An 18,493-nucleotide genomic window follows, 5' to 3' on the forward strand; every position below is an offset into this window, starting at 1 on the left:
CATGAGCGGACGCAAGCAGCAACTGCTGAAACGCCACCGCCGGCAGAAGCGCATCGCGCTGCTGGTGGCCCTCGTCCTGCTGGTGGCACTGGGCATCGGCGTGGCCTGGTGGCTGGTGCCGCTGGCCCTGGTGCTGGGCTGGATCGCCCATGAGGCCTGGTTCGCCGACCACCTGTTCTACGCCCCGAGCGATGACTACCGCTACGCCTTCCCGGCTGGTACGCCCGAGTGGCCGCTCGACCTGGCCAGCGGCCTCGTCCACCTGCCCGAGGGCGCAGGCGCGGCGGACACGCTGATCCTGCGGGTGCGCCTGCGCGCGTCCTGGCTGGGCCGCTGGCTGGACCCGGCAGTCTGCGTGGGTGACGACTGCCAGGACTTCGAGCGCGGCGTCGATGGCTGGCGCTACCTCAACCTGACCGGCCAGCACGACGCGCTGCAGGCCGGCACCCTCGTCATTCGTGGGCGTTTCTGCCGGGTCGCCGCCGACGCCACTCTTTACGCCCTCGCCCAGCCGGACTTCCGCCAGCAGCGGGTGATGGTCATCGCCCCCCACGCCGACGACGCCGAACTGGCCGCATTCGGGCTGTACAGCCAGGCCGCCGAGGCCAGCATCGTCACCCTCACCCAGGGCGAGATCGAAGCCGAGCACTACCAGCGGCTCGGCCTGGACGCCGCCGAAGCCGCCCGCCTCAAAGGGCGCCTGCGCAGCTGGGACAGCCTGGCCATCCCGCTCTGGGGCGGTGTCCCGCAATCCCGCTGTGTGCAGCTCGGCTACTACTGCCTGCAGCTCCCGGCCATGGCCCAGGCGCCCGACCAGGGCTTCGGCTCGAAGGTTTCCAGGGATGCCGACGTCCGCACCGTGCGCCAGCACAACCCCATCGAGCTGCCCGGCGACGCCGACGGCGTGCCCAGCTGGACCAACTTGGTGGCTGACCTGGCGCGCCTGCTGGAGCATTTCCGCCCCGAGGTGGTGGTCACGCCCCATCCCGAGCTGGACCCCCACAGCGATCACGTCGCCGCGACCCAGGCACTGCTCGCGGCCATCCAGCAAGCCGACTGGCAGCCCGCCAGCCTGCTGCTCTACGCCAACCACCTGCACGACAACGACCGCTGGCCCATGGGCCCCGCCGGCCAGGGCATCGCGCTGCCACCGGCCATCGAGCCGCTTCCGGCCGACCCGCTGTGGAGCCTCTGCCTGGATGCCGCGCAACAGCGTGACAAGGCCCAGGCCCTGGCCATGCAGCATGACCTGCAGGGGCCGCTGCCCACCAAGAAACGCCTGCGCCGGCTGATCCAGCGCTGCCTCGCAGGCCGCCGCTGGCCAGCCACCGGCGAGGACGAATTCTTCCGCAAGGCCGTGCGTCGCCACGAGCTGTTCTGGGTCCGCCGGCTTTCCGATTGACGGGCGCCTTCGCCGGGGTGGATCGGCTGCTATGGTATGATCCGCGCCGTTTTTCCATGCCCTGGAGTCTTCATGAAGCTCACCATGCCCCGTTTCGATCTGGCCCCCGTTCTGGTGGTGGGCGATGTCATGCTCGACCGTTACTGGCATGGCGGCACCTCGCGCATCTCCCCCGAGGCGCCGGTTCCGGTGGTGCGTGTGGACCAGATCGAAGACCGTCCGGGCGGTGCCGCCAACGTGGCGCTGAACATCGCCGCCCTGGGCGCACCGGCGGCCCTGGTCGGTGTCACCGGTGAGGACGAAGCCGCCGAGAGCCTGCTCGCCAGCCTCGGCGCCGCCGGCGTGGATGCCCGCTTCCAGCGCATCGCCGGGCAGCCCACCATCGTCAAGCTGCGGGTCATGAGCCGCCACCAGCAACTGCTGCGCATGGACTTCGAAGAGCCCTTCGACACCGACGCCGAGGCCCTGGCCGCCGAGGTCGAACGCCTGCTCACCGGCGTCAAGGTGCTGGTGCTCTCCGACTACGGCAAGGGCGCCCTGAAGAACCACCAGGCGCTGATCCAGGCAGCCCGTCGCAAGGGTATCCCGGTGCTGGCCGATCCCAAGGGCAAGGACTTCGGCATCTACCGGGGCGCCAGCCTGATCACCCCCAACCTCAATGAATTCGAGACCATCGTCGGCCGCTGCGCCGACGAGGCCGAGCTGGTCGCCAAGGGCGCCCGGCTCATGCAGGAGCTGGACCTCGGCGCCTTGCTGGTGACCCGTGGCGAGCACGGCATGACCCTGCTGCGCCCCGGCCACCCGGCCCTGCACCTGCCGGCCCGTGCCCGCGAAGTGTTCGACGTCACCGGCGCTGGCGACACCGTCATCTCCACCCTGGCCGCCAGCCTGGCGGCCGGTGAAGACCTGCCCCAGGCCGTCGCCCTGGCCAACCTGGCCGCCGGCATCGTGGTCGGCAAGCTGGGTACCGCCGCCATCAGCGCTCCCGAACTGCGCCGCGCGGTGCAGCGCGAGCAGGGCTCCGAGCGCGGCGTGCTGAGCCTGGAGCAACTGCTGCTGGCCATCGAAGACGCCCGCGCCCACGGCGAGAAGATCGTCTTCACCAACGGCTGCTTCGACATCCTCCACGCTGGCCATGTGACCTACCTGGAGCAGGCCCGCGCCCAGGGCGACCGCCTGGTGGTGGCGATCAACGACGACGCCTCCGTCAGCCGCCTCAAGGGCCCCGGCCGGCCGATCAACTCGGTGGACCGGCGCATGGCCGTGCTCGCCGGTCTCGGCGCCGTGGACTGGGTGGTGAGCTTCAGCGAAGACACCCCCGAGCGCCTGCTGGGCGAGGTCAAGCCGGACATCCTGGTCAAGGGTGGCGACTACGGCGTCGAGCAGGTGGTCGGTGCCGACCTGGTCCGTGCCTACGGCGGTGAAGTGCGGGTACTCGGCCTGGTGGAGAACAGCTCCACCACCGCCATCGTCGAGAAGATCCGCAGCCGCTGATTCGCTGAGCTTTCCCTCGGTCCGACAGGGCCGACGCGCAGCAGCCCCTGAACGGGGTTTCCACTGGCCGAGGCGCCACAGCGGCGCGTCGGCCCGGTCATAGGCGCCCCTGGCGGCGCGCGCGCATCATCCCGGCATCCTCACCCCGCGTGGAGCGATGCCATGAGTACCGATGTGCAGGGCCGTGCCCTGTCCGTGCTGAACCGCGTGGCCCAGGCCGACTGGCCGGACCGGTTCAAGCTGCGCAAACCCTTCGAACGCCTCCTGTACACCGGCAGCCGTGCCGGCTTCCGGATGGCGGCCAAGCCCGCCAAATCTGCCAAGGCCCCGCGCCCGGCGGACCCGGACGGCCTCTTCGACCTGTCCCTCAGCGACGAGCAGCAGATGCTCGTGGAGATGCTCGGCGCCTTCGCCAGGGAGGTCCTGCGGCCGGCTGCGGAAGCGGCGGATGCCCAGGGCTGCGTTTCCGCCGAGCTGATCAACCAGGCCCTGGAGCTGGGCCTGGCCCACTACGGCGTCAGCGAAGCGCTGGGCGGCATGGCCGGTGAGCGCACCGTCGTCACCAACGCCCTGATCGCCGAAGCCCTCGGCGGGGGCGACCTGTCCCTGGCGGCCTCGCTGCTGGTGCCGCTGTCGGTGGCCAACTGCATCCGCCGCTGGGCCTCCCAGGAGCAGCAGGCCCGCTGGCTGCCCGCCTTCGTCGGGGCTGCGCGCCCGCCGGCCATGGCCATCGCCGCCAGCGAGCCGGGCCTGCTGGTCGACCCGCTGCGCCTGGCCACCCGCGCCAAGCGCAAGGGCCGCCACTACCAGCTCGACGGCGAGAAGTGCCTGGTGCTGGAGGGCCTCAACGCCAGCGCCATCCTGGTCGCCGCCCAGACGGCCGACGGCCCGGCACTGTTCCGCGTGGATGTCGGTGCCAAGGGCCTGAACCTGCGCCCCGAACCGGCCATGGGCCTCAAGGCCTGCGCAACCGCCCGGCTGAGCCTGAAGGGCGTGCGGGTGCCGGTGGAGGACCGCCTGGCCGGCAGTGCCTTCGATCTGGAGCGCTTCCTCGCCTACACCACCCTGGCCTGGTGCGCCCTCGCCGTGGGCACCGCCCAGGCCGCGCTGGACTACGTGGTGACCTACTGCAACGAGCGCGTCGCCTTCGGCGAACCCATCAGCCATCGCCAGGGCGTGGCCTTCATGGTGGCCGACATCGGCATCGAGCTGGATGCCATGCGCCTGATGGTCTGGCGGGCCTGCGCCCGTGCCGAGCGCGGCGAGGACTTCCGTCGCGAGGCCTACCTGGCGCGCCTGCTGTGCGCCGAGAAGGCCATGAAGATCGGCACCGACGCCGTGCAACTGCTCGGTGGCCACGGCTTCACCAAGGAACACCCGGCCGAGCGCTGGTACCGCGACCTGCGTGCCGTGGCCGTCATGGCCGGCGGCCTGCACTTGTGAGAACCGCTTTCTACCGATTGCGCGTCTAGCTCGAACGGTCGAAATCCGGCCCTGAGGACTTTGTGATGAACCTGGAAACCCCGAAGAAATTCCGTGGCCTGGCCAACCAGGCCCACCAGGTGGCGGCGAACTACTTCCGCCCCATCTCCCGCAAGTACGACAAGGCCGAGCACGCCTACCCCAAGGAGCTGGACCTGCTGGCCGCCCTGCTGGACGGCATGAACGCCGGCTCCCCCGATGCGGTCGGCGCCACCTCCGCCAGCAAGCGTGGCAGTGGCCAGGCGGAGGAGGGCGTGCGCAACGGCGGCAACCTCTCGGCCCTGCTGGGCGTCATCGAGCTGTGCTGGGGCGACGTCGGCCTGCTGCTGGGCATGCCCCGCCAGGGCCTGGGCAACGCCGCCATCGCCGCCGTGGCCAACGAGGAGCAGCTCAAGCGCTTCGGCAGCACCTGGGCGGCCATGGCCATCACCGAACCGGGCTGCGGCTCGGACTCCGCCGCCATCCGCACCACGGCGGTGAAGGACGGTGACCACTATGTGCTCAACGGCGAGAAGATCTACGTCACCTCCGGCGAGCGCGCCGATGCGGTGGTGGTCTGGGCCACCCTGGACAGGAGCCTCGGCCGCGCCGCGATCAAGTCCTTCGTGGTGGAGAAGGGCACCCCGGGCATGACCGTCACCCGCCTGGAGAAGAAGCTTGGTATCAAGGCCTCCGACACCGCCTCCATCAGCTTCAACGACTGCCGCGTCCCGGCGGCCAATCTGCTGGGCAACCCCGAGATCGACGTGCAGAAGGGCTTTGCCGGGGTGATGGAGACCTTCGACAACACCCGTCCCCTGGTGGCCGGCATGGCCATCGGCGTCGCCAAGGCCGCGCTGGACAGGACCCGCGAGCTGCTGAAGAAGGCCGGCTGCCGCTTCGACTACCGCAAGCCGCTGCTCAGCGTGAGCCACGCCGAAGCCACCCTCTATCGCCTGGAGGCCGAGTGGGAAGCGGCGCGGCTGCTGACCCTCAAGGCTGCCTGGATGGCCGACAACAAGCTGCCCAATTCCAAGGAAGCCTCCATCGCCAAGGCCAAGGCCGGGCGCGTCGCCAACGAGGTCACCCTCAAGTGCGTCGAGCTGTGTGGCGCGCTGGGCTACGGGGAAGACGAACTGCTGGAGAAATGGGCGCGGGACTCGAAGATCCTCGACATCTTCGAAGGCACCCAGCAGATCCAGTTGCTGATCGTGGCCCGGCGCCTGCTGGGCAAGAGCTCCAGCGAGCTGAAGTAGGCCGCGAGTGCGACTGGCAGGCTCAGCCCGCCAGTCGCCGCCGGCTCATCGGTGCGGTGCCGACCCGTGCCAGCCAGTCCTTCCAGCGCACCCGCTCGTCCCGCACCAGCCAGCCGTCCTGCTCGGCAAACCCTTCCGACAGCCACAGCCCCCGCGTGCTGGCCGGCTTCAGCTCGCCGTCCAGCAGGGTGAACAGCTCGCCGGTGGGCTGGCCGTCCTGGCAGGGCAGCAGGTAGATGTCCGGCCGGCGGCGCTCCAGGCTGGCCACCAGGGCCTCGCCCTGCAGCACTTCATCGACGTGGAACAGGCTCGGCTGGCGCGCCTCGCGGGGCAGCTCCAGGGCCAGGTCGTAGACCAGCTGCAGGGAAGCGGTGGGCAGGTGCACGTAGGCATGGGGGCGCTCCAGCAGCGTCAGGCTGCCGCTCTGCACCGGCCGTGCCGCGCCGGACAGCGGGCTGAGACGGAAGTAGGCGTGCTCCAGGTAATGCAGGGCCTTGGGGTAGGGCGTCGGCAGCCAGGTGTCGGCGAAACGGCCGGCGAGCCAGCCGTCCGGCGTCTCGATCAGGCATTCCTCGGCCACTTCCTGAATGGCGGTCAGCAGCGGCAGGTTCAGTTCATGGGCCGGCACATAGCCGGAAATGAGCTTGAGCACGGTGTCGCCCCGGTCCTGGCGGCGCTGGCGCACCACCACCCAGTAGGTCTGGCCGTGCAGGGTCAGGGTCAGGCGCACCGAAACCCCGAGGTTGGCCAGTTGCACCGAGAAGCGCTGGTTGTCGTCGATCACCAGGGGCTGGCGACGCCGTTCGAGCATCTGCGCGAAGTTCATCGGCAGGCCGAGGCTGCGGTAGGCCAGCCCGTCCGGGCTGGCGTCCACCTGCAGGGGCAGGGTCTTGAAGAGGGTCGGGTCCTTGCGTGCCAGGGTGCGCGGCATGGCGGCTCCTCCTTGCGTCGGGGTCGGCCGCGGGCGCGGCGTCAGGCTGGCCCACCCAGTACCGCGGCGGCCGTCGCGACATTATGGGACAGGTGCAGCGGATTGATGGTTCCGATGATGGCGCTGGTCACCCCTGGGTGACCGAAGATCAGCTCGAAGCTGGCCCGCACCGGGTCCACCCCGGGTGCCAGGCAGACATGGCCGCTGGCCAGGCCCTTCTTCACCAGCAGGCCCTTGGCGTGTTGGGCAGCATAGTCCAGCACCGGGCGCTCGCCCTGTTCGTTGAGGTTGTAGGTGACCATCGCGCAGTCGCCGCGCTCCAGCGCCAGCAGGCCGCCTTCCACCGTCTTGCCGGAGAGGCCGAAGGCGCGGATCTTGCCGGCCTGCTTCAGCTCGGCGAGGGTCTCGTAGACGCCGCTGTCCCGTAGCACCGCCACGTCGTTGCCGTCGGAATGCACCAGCACCAGGTCGATCACGTCGGTCTCCAGGCGCTGGAGGCTGCGCTCCACGGAGCGGCGGGTGTGGGCCGGGCTGAAGTCGAAGTGCGACTGGCCGGCTTCGAACTCCTCGCCCACCTTGCTGACGATCACCCAGTCCTGGCGCTGGCCGCGCAGCAGCGGGCCGAGGCGCTCCTCGCTGCGGCCGTAGGCCGGCGCGGTGTCGATCAGGTTGATGCCCAGGTCGCGGGCCAGCGCCAGCAGCTGGCGGGCTTCCGCATCGTCGGGGATGGTGAAGCCGGAGGGGTACTTCACGCCCTGGTCGCGGCCCAGCTTGACGGTGCCGAGCCCCAGGGGGGAGACCCGCAGGCCGGTGTCGCCGAGGGGGCGGTGCAGGTGGTGCAGGCTGTTCATCCCAGCAGTTCCTCCCAGGCCGGTTGGGCCACCGGCGGGCGGGGCAGGGCGGGCAGCGGTGCGTGCTGGCCGGGGCGGATGCCGTCGCGGTCCAGGCTGGCCAGCACACGGTCGGTGAAGTCCGGCGCCAGGGCCAGCTTGGTCGGCCAGCCCACCAGCAGGTTGCCCTGCTCGGCGAGGAAGGCGTTGTCCGGGCGCACCAGGCCGGATTGCGCCGGCTCCGCGCGCTCCACCCGCAGGGTCGCCCACTGGGTGCCGGTGTAGTCGATCCATGGCAGCAACTGCTGCATCTCCTGCTCGGCAGCGGCGATCTGCTCGGCCTCGTTGCGGGCCACGCCATCGGCTTCCGCCAGGTCGCCGCCCAGGTACCAGACCCACTGGCCATCGGCCGCCGGGTGGCTGGTGACGGTGACCCGCGGCTTCGGCCCGCCACCCAGGCAGTGGGCATACAGCGGCTTCAGCCCCGGCCCCTTGGCCATGACCATGTGCAGCGGGCGGCGCTGCATGGCCGGCTGCTGGATGCCCAGCGCCTGCAGCAGCGCCTCGTTGCCGGCGCCGGCGCTGAGCACGATGCGCTGGGCGCGGATCTCGCGGCCGTCCACGCGCAGGCCCACCAGGGCCTCGCCGTCGCGCAGTGGCTCCACCTGGTGACCGGCCAGCAGGCTGTCGCCGGCCAGCTCGGCCAGGCGGGCGATCACGCTGGGCACGTCCAGCACCAGCTCGGCCAGGCGGTAGACTTTGCCCTTGAATTTCGGGTGTTGCAGCGCCGGGGGCAGCTCGCTGCCGCTGACCGGGTCGACCCGGCCGCGCATGGCCTTGCTGGCGAAGAAGCTGGTGACGTTGCCGAACAGGCTGCCCGGCGACCACAGGTAGTGGGCGTCGGAGAGCAGGCGCACGCCGGAGAGGTCCAGCTCGCCGCTGCCGGCCACGGCTTCGCGCCAGCGGCGCGGCATGTCGGAGATGGCTTCGGAGGCGCCGGTGAGGGCGCCGTGCAGGGCGTACTTGGTGCCGCCATGGATGATGCCCTGGGACTTCACGCTCTGGGCGCCGCCCAGGCTGGCGGATTCCACCAGCAGCGTGGCATAGCCCAGCTGGCGCAGGCGGGCGTTGAGCCAGAGGCCGGCAATGCCGCCGCCGAGGATGAGGATGTCGGTGCTGAGGGGTTCGGCCATGGGAGACGACGCCTGGGAAAAAACAGGGGCGCAGTATAGCGCCCCTGTCGCGTGTGCCGTGCGTGGCCGTTCGCCGCTGGATCAGTGACCCGTGCTGCTGGAGAACAGCTGGATCACCACCACCCCCGAGACGATCATCCCCATGCCCACTACGGCCGGCAGGTCGAGCTTCTGCTGGTAGATCACCAGTGCGGCGATGCTCACCAGGACGATGCCGAGTCCGGCCCAGATGGCGTAGGCGATGCCCACCGGGATGCTCTTCACCACCATCGTCAGCATCCAGAAGGCGATGGCGTAGCCGCCGATGACCAGCACCAGCGGCAGGGGTTTGTTGAAGCCGTCGATGGCCTTCATCGAGGTGGTGGCAACCACTTCGGCGGCGATGGCGATGGCGAGGTAGATGTAGCCGGTCATGGTCAGGCCCTCCTGTCAGGTGGGCGGATTCTAGAGTTTTCCATGATGGGATAAAGTCATTACCCATCTGAATCAGAGATAGGTTGAGCCGCCATGCACTGGAACCTCGAACAGATCCGCGTCTTCGTCGCCGTGGCCGAGGGGCGCTCGTTTTCCTCCGTCGCACGGGACCTGCGCCGCGCCCAGTCCGCCGTCAGCACCGCCATTGCCCTGCTGGAAGAGGACCTGGGGGTGGCGCTGTTCGACCGCAGCAGCGGGCGCCAGCCCAGGCTGACGCTGGAGGGAGCGGCCCTGCTGGAGGAGGCCCGCGAAGTGCTGCGCCAGTGCCAGCGCCTGGAGGGTCGCGCCCAGGGGCTGTCCCGTGGCGAGGAGGCACGCCTGCGCCTGGCCCAGGACGAGGCCATGCCCTACCAGCCGGTGCTGGCCAGCCTGGAGGCACTGGGGGCGGCCTTCCCGCTGCTGGAGGTGCAGCTGGCCAGCAGCGCCCAGGGCGACGTGGCGCGCAAGCTGCTGGAGCGCCGCGCCGACCTCGGCCTGCTGTTCCACCACGAACACATGCCCGACGCCCTGGAGCGCCAGCGCCTCGGCACCATCGAGATGGTCACCGTCTGCGGCGCGACTCACGCCCTGGCCGCCAGCGGCTACGCCGACCGCCGCGAGCTGGTGCGCCACCGGCAGATCCTCATGGCCCCGCAGGACAGCCACTACCCCGGCGGCGAGCAGCTCGGGCCGCAGGTGTGGCGCGCCGACAGCTTCTACGTCATGGCCGAACTGGTGATGCGCGGGCTGGGCTGGGCCTGGCTGCCCCGGCACGTGGCGCAGTACCCGGCCTACCAGGGCCACCTGGTGGAGCTGCGCAGCGACTGGACGCCGCCCTCGCTGGTGGTGGAGCTGGTCTGCCGGCGCGACGAAGCCCTCGGCCCCGCCGCGCTGTGGCTGGCCGACCAACTGGCGGAGCACCTGCAGGCCCTGGGCTGAGGCCCAGCCGCCGGCGCCCGAAAACGCTTCGATTGCCGGACCGCTCAGTTATCATCCGCCCCCTGTCCGCATCACTGGCCTCACCATGAATCGCACCCTCTACACCCTGCTGTTCCATCTCGGCCTGCCCCTGGTGGCCCTGCGCTTGGCCTGGCGCGCCTGGCGGGCGCCGGCCTATGCCCGGCGCATCGGCGAGCGTTTCGCCCTCGGCCTGCCACCGCTCAAGCCGGGGGGCATCTGGGTGCACGCCGTGTCGGTGGGGGAGAGCATCGCCGCCGCGCCCATGGTGCGCGAGCTGATGGCGCGCCACCCGGACCTGCCCATCACCCTCACCTGCATGACCCCCACCGGCTCCGAGCGCATCCAGGCGCTGTTCGGCGACCGCGTGCAGCACTGCTACCTGCCCTACGACCTGCCCTGGGCCGCGTCGCGCTTCCTCGACCGGGTGCGGCCGAAGCTGGCGGTGATCATGGAAACCGAACTCTGGCCCAACCACATCCACCAGTGCGCGCGGCGCCGGATCCCGGTGGTGCTGGCCAACGCCCGGTTGTCGGCCCGCTCTGCACGGGGCTATGCGCGCTTCGCCAAACTCACCGCGCCGATGCTGGCCGAGCTGGACTGGATCGCCGTGCAGACCGAGGCCGAAGCCGAGCGCTTCCGCCAACTGGGCGCGCGCCCGGAATGCGTGGGGGTGACCGGCTCGATCAAGTACGACCTCACCATCGACCCCGCCCTGCCGGCCCGTGCCGCCGAGCTGCGCGCCGCCTGGGGCGCCAGCGGGCGACCGGTGTGGATCGCCGCCAGCACCCATGCCGGCGAGGACGAGATCATCCTCGCGGCCCATCGCGCGGTGCTGGCCCGGCGTCCGGATGCCCTGCTGATCCTGGTGCCGCGCCACCCGGAGCGCTTCACCCCGGTGTACGAGCTGAGCCGCCAGTCCGGCTTCGCCAGCCAGCGCCGCTCCAGTGGCGAGTCGGTGGCGGCGCAGACCCAGGTGCTGGTGGGCGACACCATGGGTGAGCTGCTGTTCCTCTACGCCCTGGCCGACAGCGCCTTCGTCGGTGGCAGCCTGGTGCCCAACGGCGGGCACAACCTGCTGGAGCCGGCGGCCCTGGGCAAGCCGGTGCTGTCCGGCCCGCACCTGTTCAACTTCCTCGAAATCGCCGCGCAACTGCGCGATGCCGGCGCCCTGCTGGAGGTGGACGGCGCCGAGGCCCTTGCCCGTGACGTCGAAGGGCTCTGGGCCGACGCCGCACGCGCCGCTGCCATGCGCGATGCCGGGCTCGGCGTGCTGCGGGCGAACCAGGGCGCGCTGGAGCGCCTGTTGGCTGGCCTGGCTGCCCGAATCAAGAAGTGAGGAGCGTCGCCGAGGCGGCGCTGGATCAGAAGGTCGGCGGGGTCACGATCCACAGCACCAGGGCATCCCGCTCGCCGGGGTTGCCGTAGCGGTGCGGCTCCTGGCTGGAGAAGGCGAAGCTGTCGCCTTCGTTCAGCAGGAAGTGGCGTTCGCCGACCCACAGCTCGAACTGCCCGCTCAGCACGTAGCCGGCTTCCTCGCCTTCGTGGCTGTAGCTCTCCTCGCTGTAGGTGCCGGGCGGAAAGCGCGAATGGAGGACCTCCAGCGAACGGCTGGGCTGCGGGCTGAGCAGCTCGTCGGTGATGCCGTCCTCGTAATGCAGGCTCATGCGGGCGTTGCGCCGCACCACGTAGCCCCGGTCGGCCTCGGCCACGGGGGCTTCGCTGCCGAAGAACCACTGGATGGTCACCCCCAGGCTGCGGGCGATGTTGAACAGCGCCGGGATCGAGGGGTAGGCGAGGTTGCGTTCCAGCTGGCTGATGTAGCCGGCGGTGAGCGAACTCTGCTCGGCCAGCTCGCTCAGGGTCATGCCGCGGCGCTTGCGCAGGCCGCGGATGCGGGTGCCGAGGAACTGGCTTTCAGGCGGTACGGCCTGGGGCGAGGGCGGCAGTGGGCTCATGGTCTGGCTGTCCTTGTAGGCCGGCGGCCCGGTGTGTCGGGCGCGGCATTGTAAGGCAGGTTCGACCCTTGCCGCGCGCCCCGGCTTCAGAGCGTCCAGGCTGCCTGCAGCCCCTCGAAGATCGCCTCTTCCGCCGTGCGGGCCGCCAGGCAATCGCCAATGCGCTGGAACGGCACCCGGCCTTCCAGGGCGCTGCCCAGCTCATCGAACGGCGCATGGCCCTGGCACAGCACCAGGGTGTCCACCTGCTCGAACAGCATCGGCTCGCCGCTGGCGCTGTGCAGCATGTACACCGTGTCGTCGTCGCAGCCATACAGCCGCGCGTAGGGGGTGACCGGGATGCCCAGGCGATGCAGCTCGCCGGCCATCTGGTCGCGCACGTACAGCGGCAGGCTCTCGCCGCAGTGGGTGCCGTTCACCGCCAGCCGCACCGCATGCCCCTGGCGCACCAGGTGCTCGGCGATGCCGGGGCCGATCCAGTCGCAGCGCCAGTCGGCCACCAGCACCGAGCGACCGACCTTCACCTCGCCGCGCAGCACCTGCCAGGCATCCACCACCTGCAGGTCGCCGCCGCGTTCGAACGCCGGCCAGTAGGGGCGGGCGCCGGTGGCGAGGATGACCCGGTCCGGGCGCTCCCGCTCCACCAGGGCCAGGTCCACCCGGGTGTTGCGCTGCACCTGCACGCCGGCCAGCTCCAGCTCGCGCTGCAGGTTGGTAGCGGCGCCGCCGAATTCGCTGCGCCGGGGCAGCAGTTGGGCCAGCAGCACCTGCCCGCCGAGCTGGGCGCCGGCTTCGTAGAGGGTGACCTGGTGGCCACGGCGGGCCGCCACGGCGGCCGCCTTCATGCCGGCCGGGCCGCCGCCGACCACCATCACCCGCTGCGGGCGATCGGTGGGGACGAGGCGCCCGAACTGCTGTTCGCGCCCGGTTTCCGGGTGCTGGATGCAGGAGATGGGGTAGCCCTTGTGGAAGTGGCCGATGCACGCCTGGTTGCAGGCGATGCAGGCGCGCACGTCGTCCACCCGGCCGCTGGCGGTCTTCTCCGGCATCTGCGGGTCGCAGATCAGCGCCCGGGTCATGCCGCACACGTCCGCCTGGCCGCTGGCGATGATCTGCTCCGCTTCCTGGGGCTGGTTGATGCGCCCGGTGACGAACAGCGGAATGCCCAGCCGGGCCTTGAAGTGCCCGGCGGTTTCGGCCAGGTAGGCCGGCGCCACCGCCATCGGCGGCACGATGTGTACGGCGCCGCCGAAGGAGGCGGAGGTGCCAGCCACCAGGTGCACGTAGTCCAGCTGCGGCTGCAGGGCGAGCACGGCGCTGAGGGATTCGTCCTCGGTCAGCCCCTGGGGGTCGCGCTCGTCGGCGGAGATGCGCAGGCCGACGATGAAGTCTTCGCCGCCGGCTTCACGTACCGCCTCAAGCACCTCGCGGAGGAAGCGCAGGCGGGCGTCGAGGTCGCCGTTGTAGCCGTCCTCGCGCAGGTTGACCCGGGGGTTGAGGAACTGCGCCGGCAGGTAGCCGTGGCTGGCCACCACCTCCACACCATCCAGCCCGGCCTCGCGCAGGCGCCGGGTGGCGGCGCCGTAGCCGGCGACGATCTCGTCGATCATGGCCTGGTCGAGGGCCCGGGGCATGACCCGGAAGCGCTCGTTGGGCGTGACGGACGGTGCGTAGGCCACCGCCAGCAGGCCGTTGGCGGTCTCCATGATCTCCCGCCCGGGGTGGAACAGCTGCGACAGCACCAGCGTGCCGTGGGCGTGGCAGGCCTTGGCCAGTTCGCGGTAGCCCTCGATGCAGGAGTCGTCCGTGGCCATCAGCACGTGGGAGGTGTAGCGCGCGCTGTCGTGGACGCCGGCCACCTGCAGCACGATCAGCCCCACGCCCCCTTCGGCGCGGGCGCGCTGGTAGGCGATCAGGGTGTCGTTGACGCGGTTGTCGGTGGGCATGCTGGTGTCGTGCCCGCTGGACATGATGCGGTTCTTCAGGCACTTGCCGCGCAGGTGCAGGGGCTCGAACAGGTGGGGGAAGGCAGTCATGGGGGCCTCGGCGAGGTCGTTTCTTATAAATTCATTACTTGTTTGTTTTAAGTAAAAAATCAACTTGTTTTTTTAATGGCGCGGCCCTAGCGTGAAAGCCCCCCTCGACGGGGCATCCCTGAACAACAACAAGACTGGGAGCACGTTCATGCGAAACCACACCTCATCTCCGTTCCACCGGCGCAGCGCGCCGTTCCTGCCCCGCCTGCTCACCTGCCTGGCCCTGCTGCTGCCCGCCCTGGGTGCCCAGGCGGCGCCCGACATGGTGGTGGTCGGCTACGGTGGCGACGGCCAGAAGGCCCAGGACGAAGCCTTCTTCAAACCCTTCGCGGCCGAGGATGGCCACCGCCTGATCCAGACCGAATACAACGGCGAGATGGCGCGCATCCGGGTGATGGCAGAGACCGGCCACGTGGACTGGGACCTGGTGCAGATCGAGGGGCCCGACCTGGTGCGCGGCTGCGAGAGCGGCCTGTTCGAGACGCTGGACTGGTCGCGCCTTGGGGGCCGCGAGGCACTGATCGACCAGGCCGCCCAGGACTGCGGCTCGGCCGCGATGGTGTGGGGCGTGGCCCTGAGCTACGACGCCGACCGCCTGAAGACGGCGCCCACCTCCTGGGCGGATTTCTGGGATCTGGAGAAATTCCCCGGCAAGCGCGGCCTGCGCAAGCGCGCCGTGTACAACCTGGAGTTCGCCCTGCTGGCCGACGGTGTGCCGGTCGGCGAGGTGTACAAGGTGCTGGCCACGCCGGCCGGGGTGGACCGCGCCTTTGCCAAGCTCGACCAGATCAAGCCGCAGATCCAGTGGTGGGAGGCCGGTGCCCAGCCCACCCAGTGGCTGGCGGCAGGCGATGTGGTGATGACCTCTTCCTACTCCGGACGCGTGGCCGCCGCGCACCAGGGGGGGCGCAACTTCACCCTGGTGCTGCCCGGCAGCCTCTACGGGATGGACTACTGGGCGGTGATCAAGGGCTCCCGGCACCTGCCCCAAGCCGAACGGCTGATCGCCTACATGAACCGCAAGGCGCCGCAGCTGGACTACATCGGCCGCATCCCCTACGGCCCGACCAACCGTGAGGCTGCCGCCGCGCTGGACGCCGAGCAGGCGCGCTGGATTCCGGCCACGCCCCAGGCCCTGGCGGACGCCCTGCCCATGGACGTGGAGTTCTGGGTCGACCACGGCGAGGAGCTGGAGGAGCGCTTCAACGCCTGGGCGGTGCGCTGATAGGTGCCGCTACCCGGCCCGCCCTCGTGGTGGGCCACTTCACCTTCCACCGACCCCGGAGCCTTCCATGACGCCGCTGCACGCCCCGCTGCCCCCTTCGTCCTGCTCCCCCGAGGAGCGCACCCTGCGCCAGGAGCTGGCCGCCTGCTACCGGCTGGTGGCGCACTTCCGCATGACCGACCTGATCTTCACCCACATCTCGGTGCGCCTGCCGGGGCCCGAGCACCACTTCCTGATCAACCCCTACGGGCTGATGTTCGACGAGATCCGTGCCAGCGACCTGGTGAAGATCGACCTGCAGGGCCGCCCGGTGGAGCCGACCCGCCACAAGGTCAACCCGGCGGGCTTCGTCATCCACAGCGCCATCCATGCCGCCCGCGAGGACGCCCGCTGCGTGCTGCACACCCACACCCGCGCCGGGTGCGCGGTGGCCGCCCAGCCGGCCGGGCTGCTGCCGGTGAACCAGATCTCCATGGAGTTCTATGGCCGCGTGGCCTACCACGGCTACGAGGGCGTGGCGCTGAATCTCGACGAGCAGAAGCGCCTGGTGGCTGACCTCGGCGACAAGCCGGTGATGATCCTGCGCAATCACGGCCTGCTGACGGTGGGGGAGACGGTGGCCCAGGCCTTCCTGCGCATGTACTACCTGGAGAAGGCTTGCGACATCCAGCTGGCCGCCCAGGCCGGTGGCGAGCTGCTGCTGCCGTCCCACGAGGTCTGCGAACACACCCAGCGCCAGTTCAACGAACCCGCGCGCCCGCTGGCGGACGGCGAGTTGAGCGACCCGGATGCCAACGAACTGGCCTGGCAGGCGCTGCTGCGCCTGCTGGACCGGGTGGCACCGGACTACCGCGACTGAGCCGCCCCGCCCGCCGTGCGGCGGGCGGGGCCGCCGGTCAGCGCAGCTCGGCCAGCAGGCCGCTCAGGTAGCGCTGCCCTTCGTCATCCAGCGCCTGCAAGGGCAGGCGCGGGACGCCCACGTCCAGCCCGGTCAGGCGCAGGCCAGCCTTCACGGTGGTGGGCAGGCCCCGGCGGGTGATGTAGTCCAGCAGCGCCAGCTGGCGATAGAACGACTCCCGCGCCTCGTCCAGGCGCCCCTCGCGCACCGCCTCGTAGAGCGCCAGGTTGTGCCGGGGGATGAGGTTGGGCGCTGCGGTGCACCAGCCTTTCGCCCCGGCCACCAGAGCCTCCAGCGCCAGCGGGTTGCAGCCGTTGTAGAAAGCCACCTGGCCGTCGGAAAGCAGGTGCAGCCGGTGCATGCGCTGGATGTCGCCGGTGCTCTCCTTGACCATCGTGACGTTCTCCACCTCCCGGACGATCCGCAGGATCAGCTCCACCGGCAGGTCCGTGCCGCTGGTGCCCGGGTTGTTGTAGAGCATCACCGGGACGCCGATGGCCTCGCCCACCGCACGGTAGTGGGCGAGGATCTCCGCCTCGCTGAGCTTCCAGTAGGACACCGGCAGCACCATCACCGCGCTGGCGCCCAGCTGCTCGGCCAGGCGGGCGCGGCGCACGGTGCGCGCGGTGGTCAGGTCGGACACGCTGACGATGCTCGGCACGCGGCCGGCGATGGTGCTCAGGCTGAACTCCGCCACCGCGTCCCATTCCGGGTCGCTGAGGTAGGCGCCTTCGCCGGTGCTGCCCAGGGGCGCGATGGCGTGCACACCGCCGTGCAGCAGACGTTCGATGGAGTGGCCGAGGGCCGGCAGGTCGAGGGCGCCGTCCGCGCCGAAGGGGGTGATGGTGTAGCCGATGATGCCGTGGAGGATGGAAGAGGACATGGGTGCACCTGGGGCAATGAACGAAAGGTCTTGTGTGGTGGTGCGCGGTCAGCTCAGGCAGTCGCCGTGCTGACGCAGGCTGCGCCGTGCGTAGTAGCTGAAGGCCGCGCCGTGGCGCTTGGGCGTGGAGATCCAGTCATGGGCCTCGCGACCGAGGGCCGGCGGGATGGGGCGGATCTCGCCGGCGGACATGGCCAGCAGCTGCATCTTCGCGGCGCGTTCGAACAGCAGCGCCAGCACGCAGGCTTCCTCGATGCTGGCACCGGTCACCAGCAGGCCGTGGTGGGAGAGCAGGATGGCGCGCTTGTCGCCCAGGGCGGCGGAGATGATCTCGCCCTCTTCGTTGCCCACCGGCACCCCCGGCCACTCCTTGAGGAAAGCGCAGTCGTCGTACAGCGGGCAGAGGTCCATGTGCGAGACCGCCAGCGGCACTTCCAGCATCGACAGGGCGGCGGCGTGCAGCGGGTGGGTGTGGATGATGCAGTTCACGTCCGGGCGGGCGCGGTACACCCAGCTGTGGAAACGGTTGGCCGGGTTGGCCATGCCCTGGCCCTGGAGCACCTTGAGGTCCTCGTCGACCCGCAGCAGGTTGCTGGCGGAAATCTCGTCGAAGCCCAGCCCCAGTTGCTGGGTGTAGTAGGTGCCGGGCTCCTCGGCACGGCAGGTGATCTGCCCGGCCAGGCCGGAATCATGGCCGCCCTCGAAGAGGATTCGGCAGGTCAGGGCCAGTTTTTGCCGGGCCGTCCACGTATTATCCAACAGGCTGGTCTGCATCTGCCGTTCGGCATGCTGGATCAGTTGGTCCTTGGGGAGGTGCATGGTAGTTGCCATGTGAGCATCCTTAGCCGGGTGACGCGAGTGGGGCTCGCGGTCATGTCGAAGCGAATGACACAAACAAAGCTAAATGACACAAAGTGTCATTGGCAAGAGAAAAGTTTCCCGCACCGACGCCAAAGGGGCGTTCTGCATGTCCATGCGATTGAAATTGTTGAGAAAAAAACTGGGGATGACCCTGGAAACGTTGGCCGAGAAGACCGGCATGACCAAGAGCTACCTGTCCAAGGTGGAGCGGGGCCTGAGCACGCCCTCCATCGCCACCGCGCTGAAGCTGTCGAAGGCGCTCAGCGTGCCGGTGGAGGAACTGTTCGCCGAGGAGGGTGCCGCCAGCGAGGGCTACAGCCTGGTGCGCCACGACGAGCGACAGCCGCTGGCGCGGGACGACGAGGGCCCGGGCTACGCCTCCCTCGCCCGGCAGATCGGCGACCGCGCGCTGCTGCCGTTCATCGTCCATCCCCCCCGGGACTTCAGCCATTCGACCTTCAAGGAGCACCTGGGCGAGGAGTTCATCTTCGTTCACCGGGGGCGGGTGGAGGTCGACTTCCTGTCCGAGCGCCTGACCCTGGAAACCGGCGACGCGCTGCACTTCAACGCCCAGAAGCCGCACCGCCTGCGCTCCCTGGGCGAGGAGCAGGCCGAGTTGCTGGTGGTGGTGCACAGCGAGGAGTGAGGCCGTTTC

General features: G+C 70.1%; 17 protein-coding genes. 9 read left to right on the top strand and 8 right to left on the bottom strand.

The features are described from left to right. The first annotated feature begins 1 nt into the window (after position 1). The 4 genes from FBY21_RS22760 to FBY21_RS22775 all read left to right on the top strand — a co-directional run bounded on the left by FBY21_RS22760 (position 2) and on the right by FBY21_RS22775 (position 5,613). Positions 2-1,402: a PIG-L deacetylase family protein gene (locus FBY21_RS22760; protein ID WP_142013837.1), complete on the top strand. Its 1,401-nt coding sequence runs from the start codon at positions 2-4 to the stop codon at positions 1,400-1,402. A 72-nt stretch (positions 1,403-1,474) separates the two neighbouring features. Further along, entirely contained in the window at positions 1,475-2,896 is a 1,422-nt protein-coding gene (gene hldE / locus FBY21_RS22765) for a bifunctional D-glycero-beta-D-manno-heptose-7-phosphate kinase/D-glycero-beta-D-manno-heptose 1-phosphate adenylyltransferase HldE (RefSeq protein ID WP_074970633.1), read from the top strand. A gap of 162 nt (positions 2,897-3,058) precedes the next feature. Beyond that, the gene (locus FBY21_RS22770) at positions 3,059-4,339 is read left to right on the top strand and encodes an acyl-CoA dehydrogenase family protein (protein ID WP_142013841.1); all 1,281 of its coding nucleotides are present in this window, start codon (positions 3,059-3,061) and stop codon (positions 4,337-4,339) included. A 65-nt stretch (positions 4,340-4,404) separates the two neighbouring features. Continuing rightward, positions 4,405-5,613, top strand: coding sequence for an acyl-CoA dehydrogenase family protein (locus FBY21_RS22775; RefSeq protein WP_074970629.1), 1,209 nt, complete (start codon positions 4,405-4,407; stop codon positions 5,611-5,613). A gap of 22 nt (positions 5,614-5,635) precedes the next feature. Here the strand turns inward: FBY21_RS22775 and FBY21_RS22780 are convergent, their stop codons facing one another. From FBY21_RS22780 to FBY21_RS22795, 4 genes are all read right to left on the bottom strand, one after another. Then, positions 5,636-6,544, bottom strand: a complete 909-nt coding sequence (locus tag FBY21_RS22780; protein ID WP_044401024.1) for a hypothetical protein — start codon at positions 6,542-6,544, stop codon at positions 5,636-5,638. A gap of 41 nt (positions 6,545-6,585) precedes the next feature. After that, a complete protein-coding gene (locus FBY21_RS22785; RefSeq protein WP_044401028.1) occupies positions 6,586-7,395 on the bottom strand; it encodes an aldo/keto reductase in 810 nt (269 codons plus the stop codon). Then, a complete protein-coding gene (locus FBY21_RS22790) occupies positions 7,392-8,567 on the bottom strand; it encodes an NAD(P)/FAD-dependent oxidoreductase (protein WP_142013844.1) in 1,176 nt (391 codons plus the stop codon). The genes FBY21_RS22785 and FBY21_RS22790 overlap by 4 nt, the downstream gene beginning before the upstream one ends. A gap of 81 nt (positions 8,568-8,648) precedes the next feature. Then, positions 8,649-8,981 (bottom strand): DMT family transporter, encoded by a 333-nt coding sequence (locus FBY21_RS22795; protein WP_044401034.1) that lies wholly within the window; start codon positions 8,979-8,981, stop codon positions 8,649-8,651. Positions 8,982-9,074: 93 nt separating this feature from the next. Between FBY21_RS22795 and FBY21_RS22800 the strand changes: the two genes are divergently transcribed. After that, positions 9,075-9,959, top strand: a complete 885-nt coding sequence (locus FBY21_RS22800; protein ID WP_074970621.1) for a LysR family transcriptional regulator — start codon at positions 9,075-9,077, stop codon at positions 9,957-9,959. Positions 9,960-10,044: 85 nt separating this feature from the next. Further along, positions 10,045-11,316 (top strand): lipid IV(A) 3-deoxy-D-manno-octulosonic acid transferase, encoded by a 1,272-nt coding sequence (waaA, locus tag FBY21_RS22805; protein ID WP_142013848.1) that lies wholly within the window; start codon positions 10,045-10,047, stop codon positions 11,314-11,316. Positions 11,317-11,341: 25 nt separating this feature from the next. Here the strand turns inward: waaA and FBY21_RS22810 are convergent, their stop codons facing one another. Together FBY21_RS22810 and FBY21_RS22815 are read right to left on the bottom strand one after the other, a co-directional pair. Beyond that, positions 11,342-11,935, bottom strand: coding sequence for a cupin domain-containing protein (locus tag FBY21_RS22810; RefSeq protein WP_044401043.1), 594 nt, complete (start codon positions 11,933-11,935; stop codon positions 11,342-11,344). 86 nt (positions 11,936-12,021) lie between these two features. Beyond that, positions 12,022-13,971: an FAD-dependent oxidoreductase gene (locus tag FBY21_RS22815; RefSeq protein WP_142013851.1), complete on the bottom strand. Its 1,950-nt coding sequence runs from the start codon at positions 13,969-13,971 to the stop codon at positions 12,022-12,024. Positions 13,972-14,233: 262 nt separating this feature from the next. On the opposite strand from FBY21_RS22815, the gene FBY21_RS22820 reads away from it, so the two are divergent. Beyond that, a complete protein-coding gene (locus FBY21_RS22820) occupies positions 14,234-15,196 on the top strand; it encodes an ABC transporter substrate-binding protein (protein WP_409563822.1) in 963 nt (320 codons plus the stop codon). A 67-nt stretch (positions 15,197-15,263) separates the two neighbouring features. Beyond that, positions 15,264-16,055 carry a class II aldolase/adducin family protein gene (locus FBY21_RS22825; protein ID WP_044401052.1) on the top strand — a complete coding sequence of 264 codons (792 nt, stop codon included), beginning with the start codon at positions 15,264-15,266 and terminating at the stop codon, positions 16,053-16,055. Positions 16,056-16,092: 37 nt separating this feature from the next. Here the strand turns inward: FBY21_RS22825 and FBY21_RS22830 are convergent, their stop codons facing one another. Continuing rightward, positions 16,093-16,977: a dihydrodipicolinate synthase family protein gene (locus FBY21_RS22830; protein WP_142013857.1), complete on the bottom strand. Its 885-nt coding sequence runs from the start codon at positions 16,975-16,977 to the stop codon at positions 16,093-16,095. Between the two features lie 48 nt (positions 16,978-17,025). Further along, the gene (locus FBY21_RS22835; RefSeq protein ID WP_044401056.1) at positions 17,026-17,808 is read right to left on the bottom strand and encodes an aldolase; all 783 of its coding nucleotides are present in this window, start codon (positions 17,806-17,808) and stop codon (positions 17,026-17,028) included. Between the two features lie 136 nt (positions 17,809-17,944). Between FBY21_RS22835 and FBY21_RS22840 the strand changes: the two genes are divergently transcribed. After that, entirely contained in the window at positions 17,945-18,484 is a 540-nt protein-coding gene (locus FBY21_RS22840) for a helix-turn-helix domain-containing protein (protein WP_107331363.1), read from the top strand. Positions 18,485-18,493 lie beyond the last annotated feature (9 nt).

Origin of the sequence: Pseudomonas sp. SLBN-26, from assembly GCF_006715895.1 — a bacterium.
Classification (GTDB): domain Bacteria; phylum Pseudomonadota; class Gammaproteobacteria; order Pseudomonadales; family Pseudomonadaceae; genus Metapseudomonas; species Metapseudomonas otitidis.

Bases quoted from the DNA above. Each gene is read 5' to 3' on its own strand.
- FBY21_RS22760 (WP_142013837.1), top strand. From the start codon at position 2: ATGAGCGGACGCAAGCAGCAACTGCTGAAACGCCACCGCCGGCAGAAG.
- hldE (WP_074970633.1), top strand. From the start codon at position 1,475: ATGAAGCTCACCATGCCCCGTTTCGATCTGGCCCCCGTTCTGGTGGTG.
- FBY21_RS22770 (WP_142013841.1), top strand. From the start codon at position 3,059: ATGAGTACCGATGTGCAGGGCCGTGCCCTGTCCGTGCTGAACCGCGTG.
- FBY21_RS22775 (WP_074970629.1), top strand. From the start codon at position 4,405: ATGAACCTGGAAACCCCGAAGAAATTCCGTGGCCTGGCCAACCAGGCC.
- FBY21_RS22780 (WP_044401024.1), bottom strand. From the start codon at position 6,544: ATGCCGCGCACCCTGGCACGCAAGGACCCGACCCTCTTCAAGACCCTG.
- FBY21_RS22785 (WP_044401028.1), bottom strand. From the start codon at position 7,395: ATGAACAGCCTGCACCACCTGCACCGCCCCCTCGGCGACACCGGCCTG.
- FBY21_RS22790 (WP_142013844.1), bottom strand. From the start codon at position 8,567: ATGGCCGAACCCCTCAGCACCGACATCCTCATCCTCGGCGGCGGCATT.
- FBY21_RS22795 (WP_044401034.1), bottom strand. From the start codon at position 8,981: ATGACCGGCTACATCTACCTCGCCATCGCCATCGCCGCCGAAGTGGTT.
- FBY21_RS22800 (WP_074970621.1), top strand. From the start codon at position 9,075: ATGCACTGGAACCTCGAACAGATCCGCGTCTTCGTCGCCGTGGCCGAG.
- waaA (WP_142013848.1), top strand. From the start codon at position 10,045: ATGAATCGCACCCTCTACACCCTGCTGTTCCATCTCGGCCTGCCCCTG.
- FBY21_RS22810 (WP_044401043.1), bottom strand. From the start codon at position 11,935: ATGAGCCCACTGCCGCCCTCGCCCCAGGCCGTACCGCCTGAAAGCCAG.
- FBY21_RS22815 (WP_142013851.1), bottom strand. From the start codon at position 13,971: ATGACTGCCTTCCCCCACCTGTTCGAGCCCCTGCACCTGCGCGGCAAG.
- FBY21_RS22820 (WP_409563822.1), top strand. From the start codon at position 14,234: ATGGTGGTGGTCGGCTACGGTGGCGACGGCCAGAAGGCCCAGGACGAA.
- FBY21_RS22825 (WP_044401052.1), top strand. From the start codon at position 15,264: ATGACGCCGCTGCACGCCCCGCTGCCCCCTTCGTCCTGCTCCCCCGAG.
- FBY21_RS22830 (WP_142013857.1), bottom strand. From the start codon at position 16,977: ATGTCCTCTTCCATCCTCCACGGCATCATCGGCTACACCATCACCCCC.
- FBY21_RS22835 (WP_044401056.1), bottom strand. From the start codon at position 17,808: ATGGCAACTACCATGCACCTCCCCAAGGACCAACTGATCCAGCATGCC.
- FBY21_RS22840 (WP_107331363.1), top strand. From the start codon at position 17,945: ATGTCCATGCGATTGAAATTGTTGAGAAAAAAACTGGGGATGACCCTG.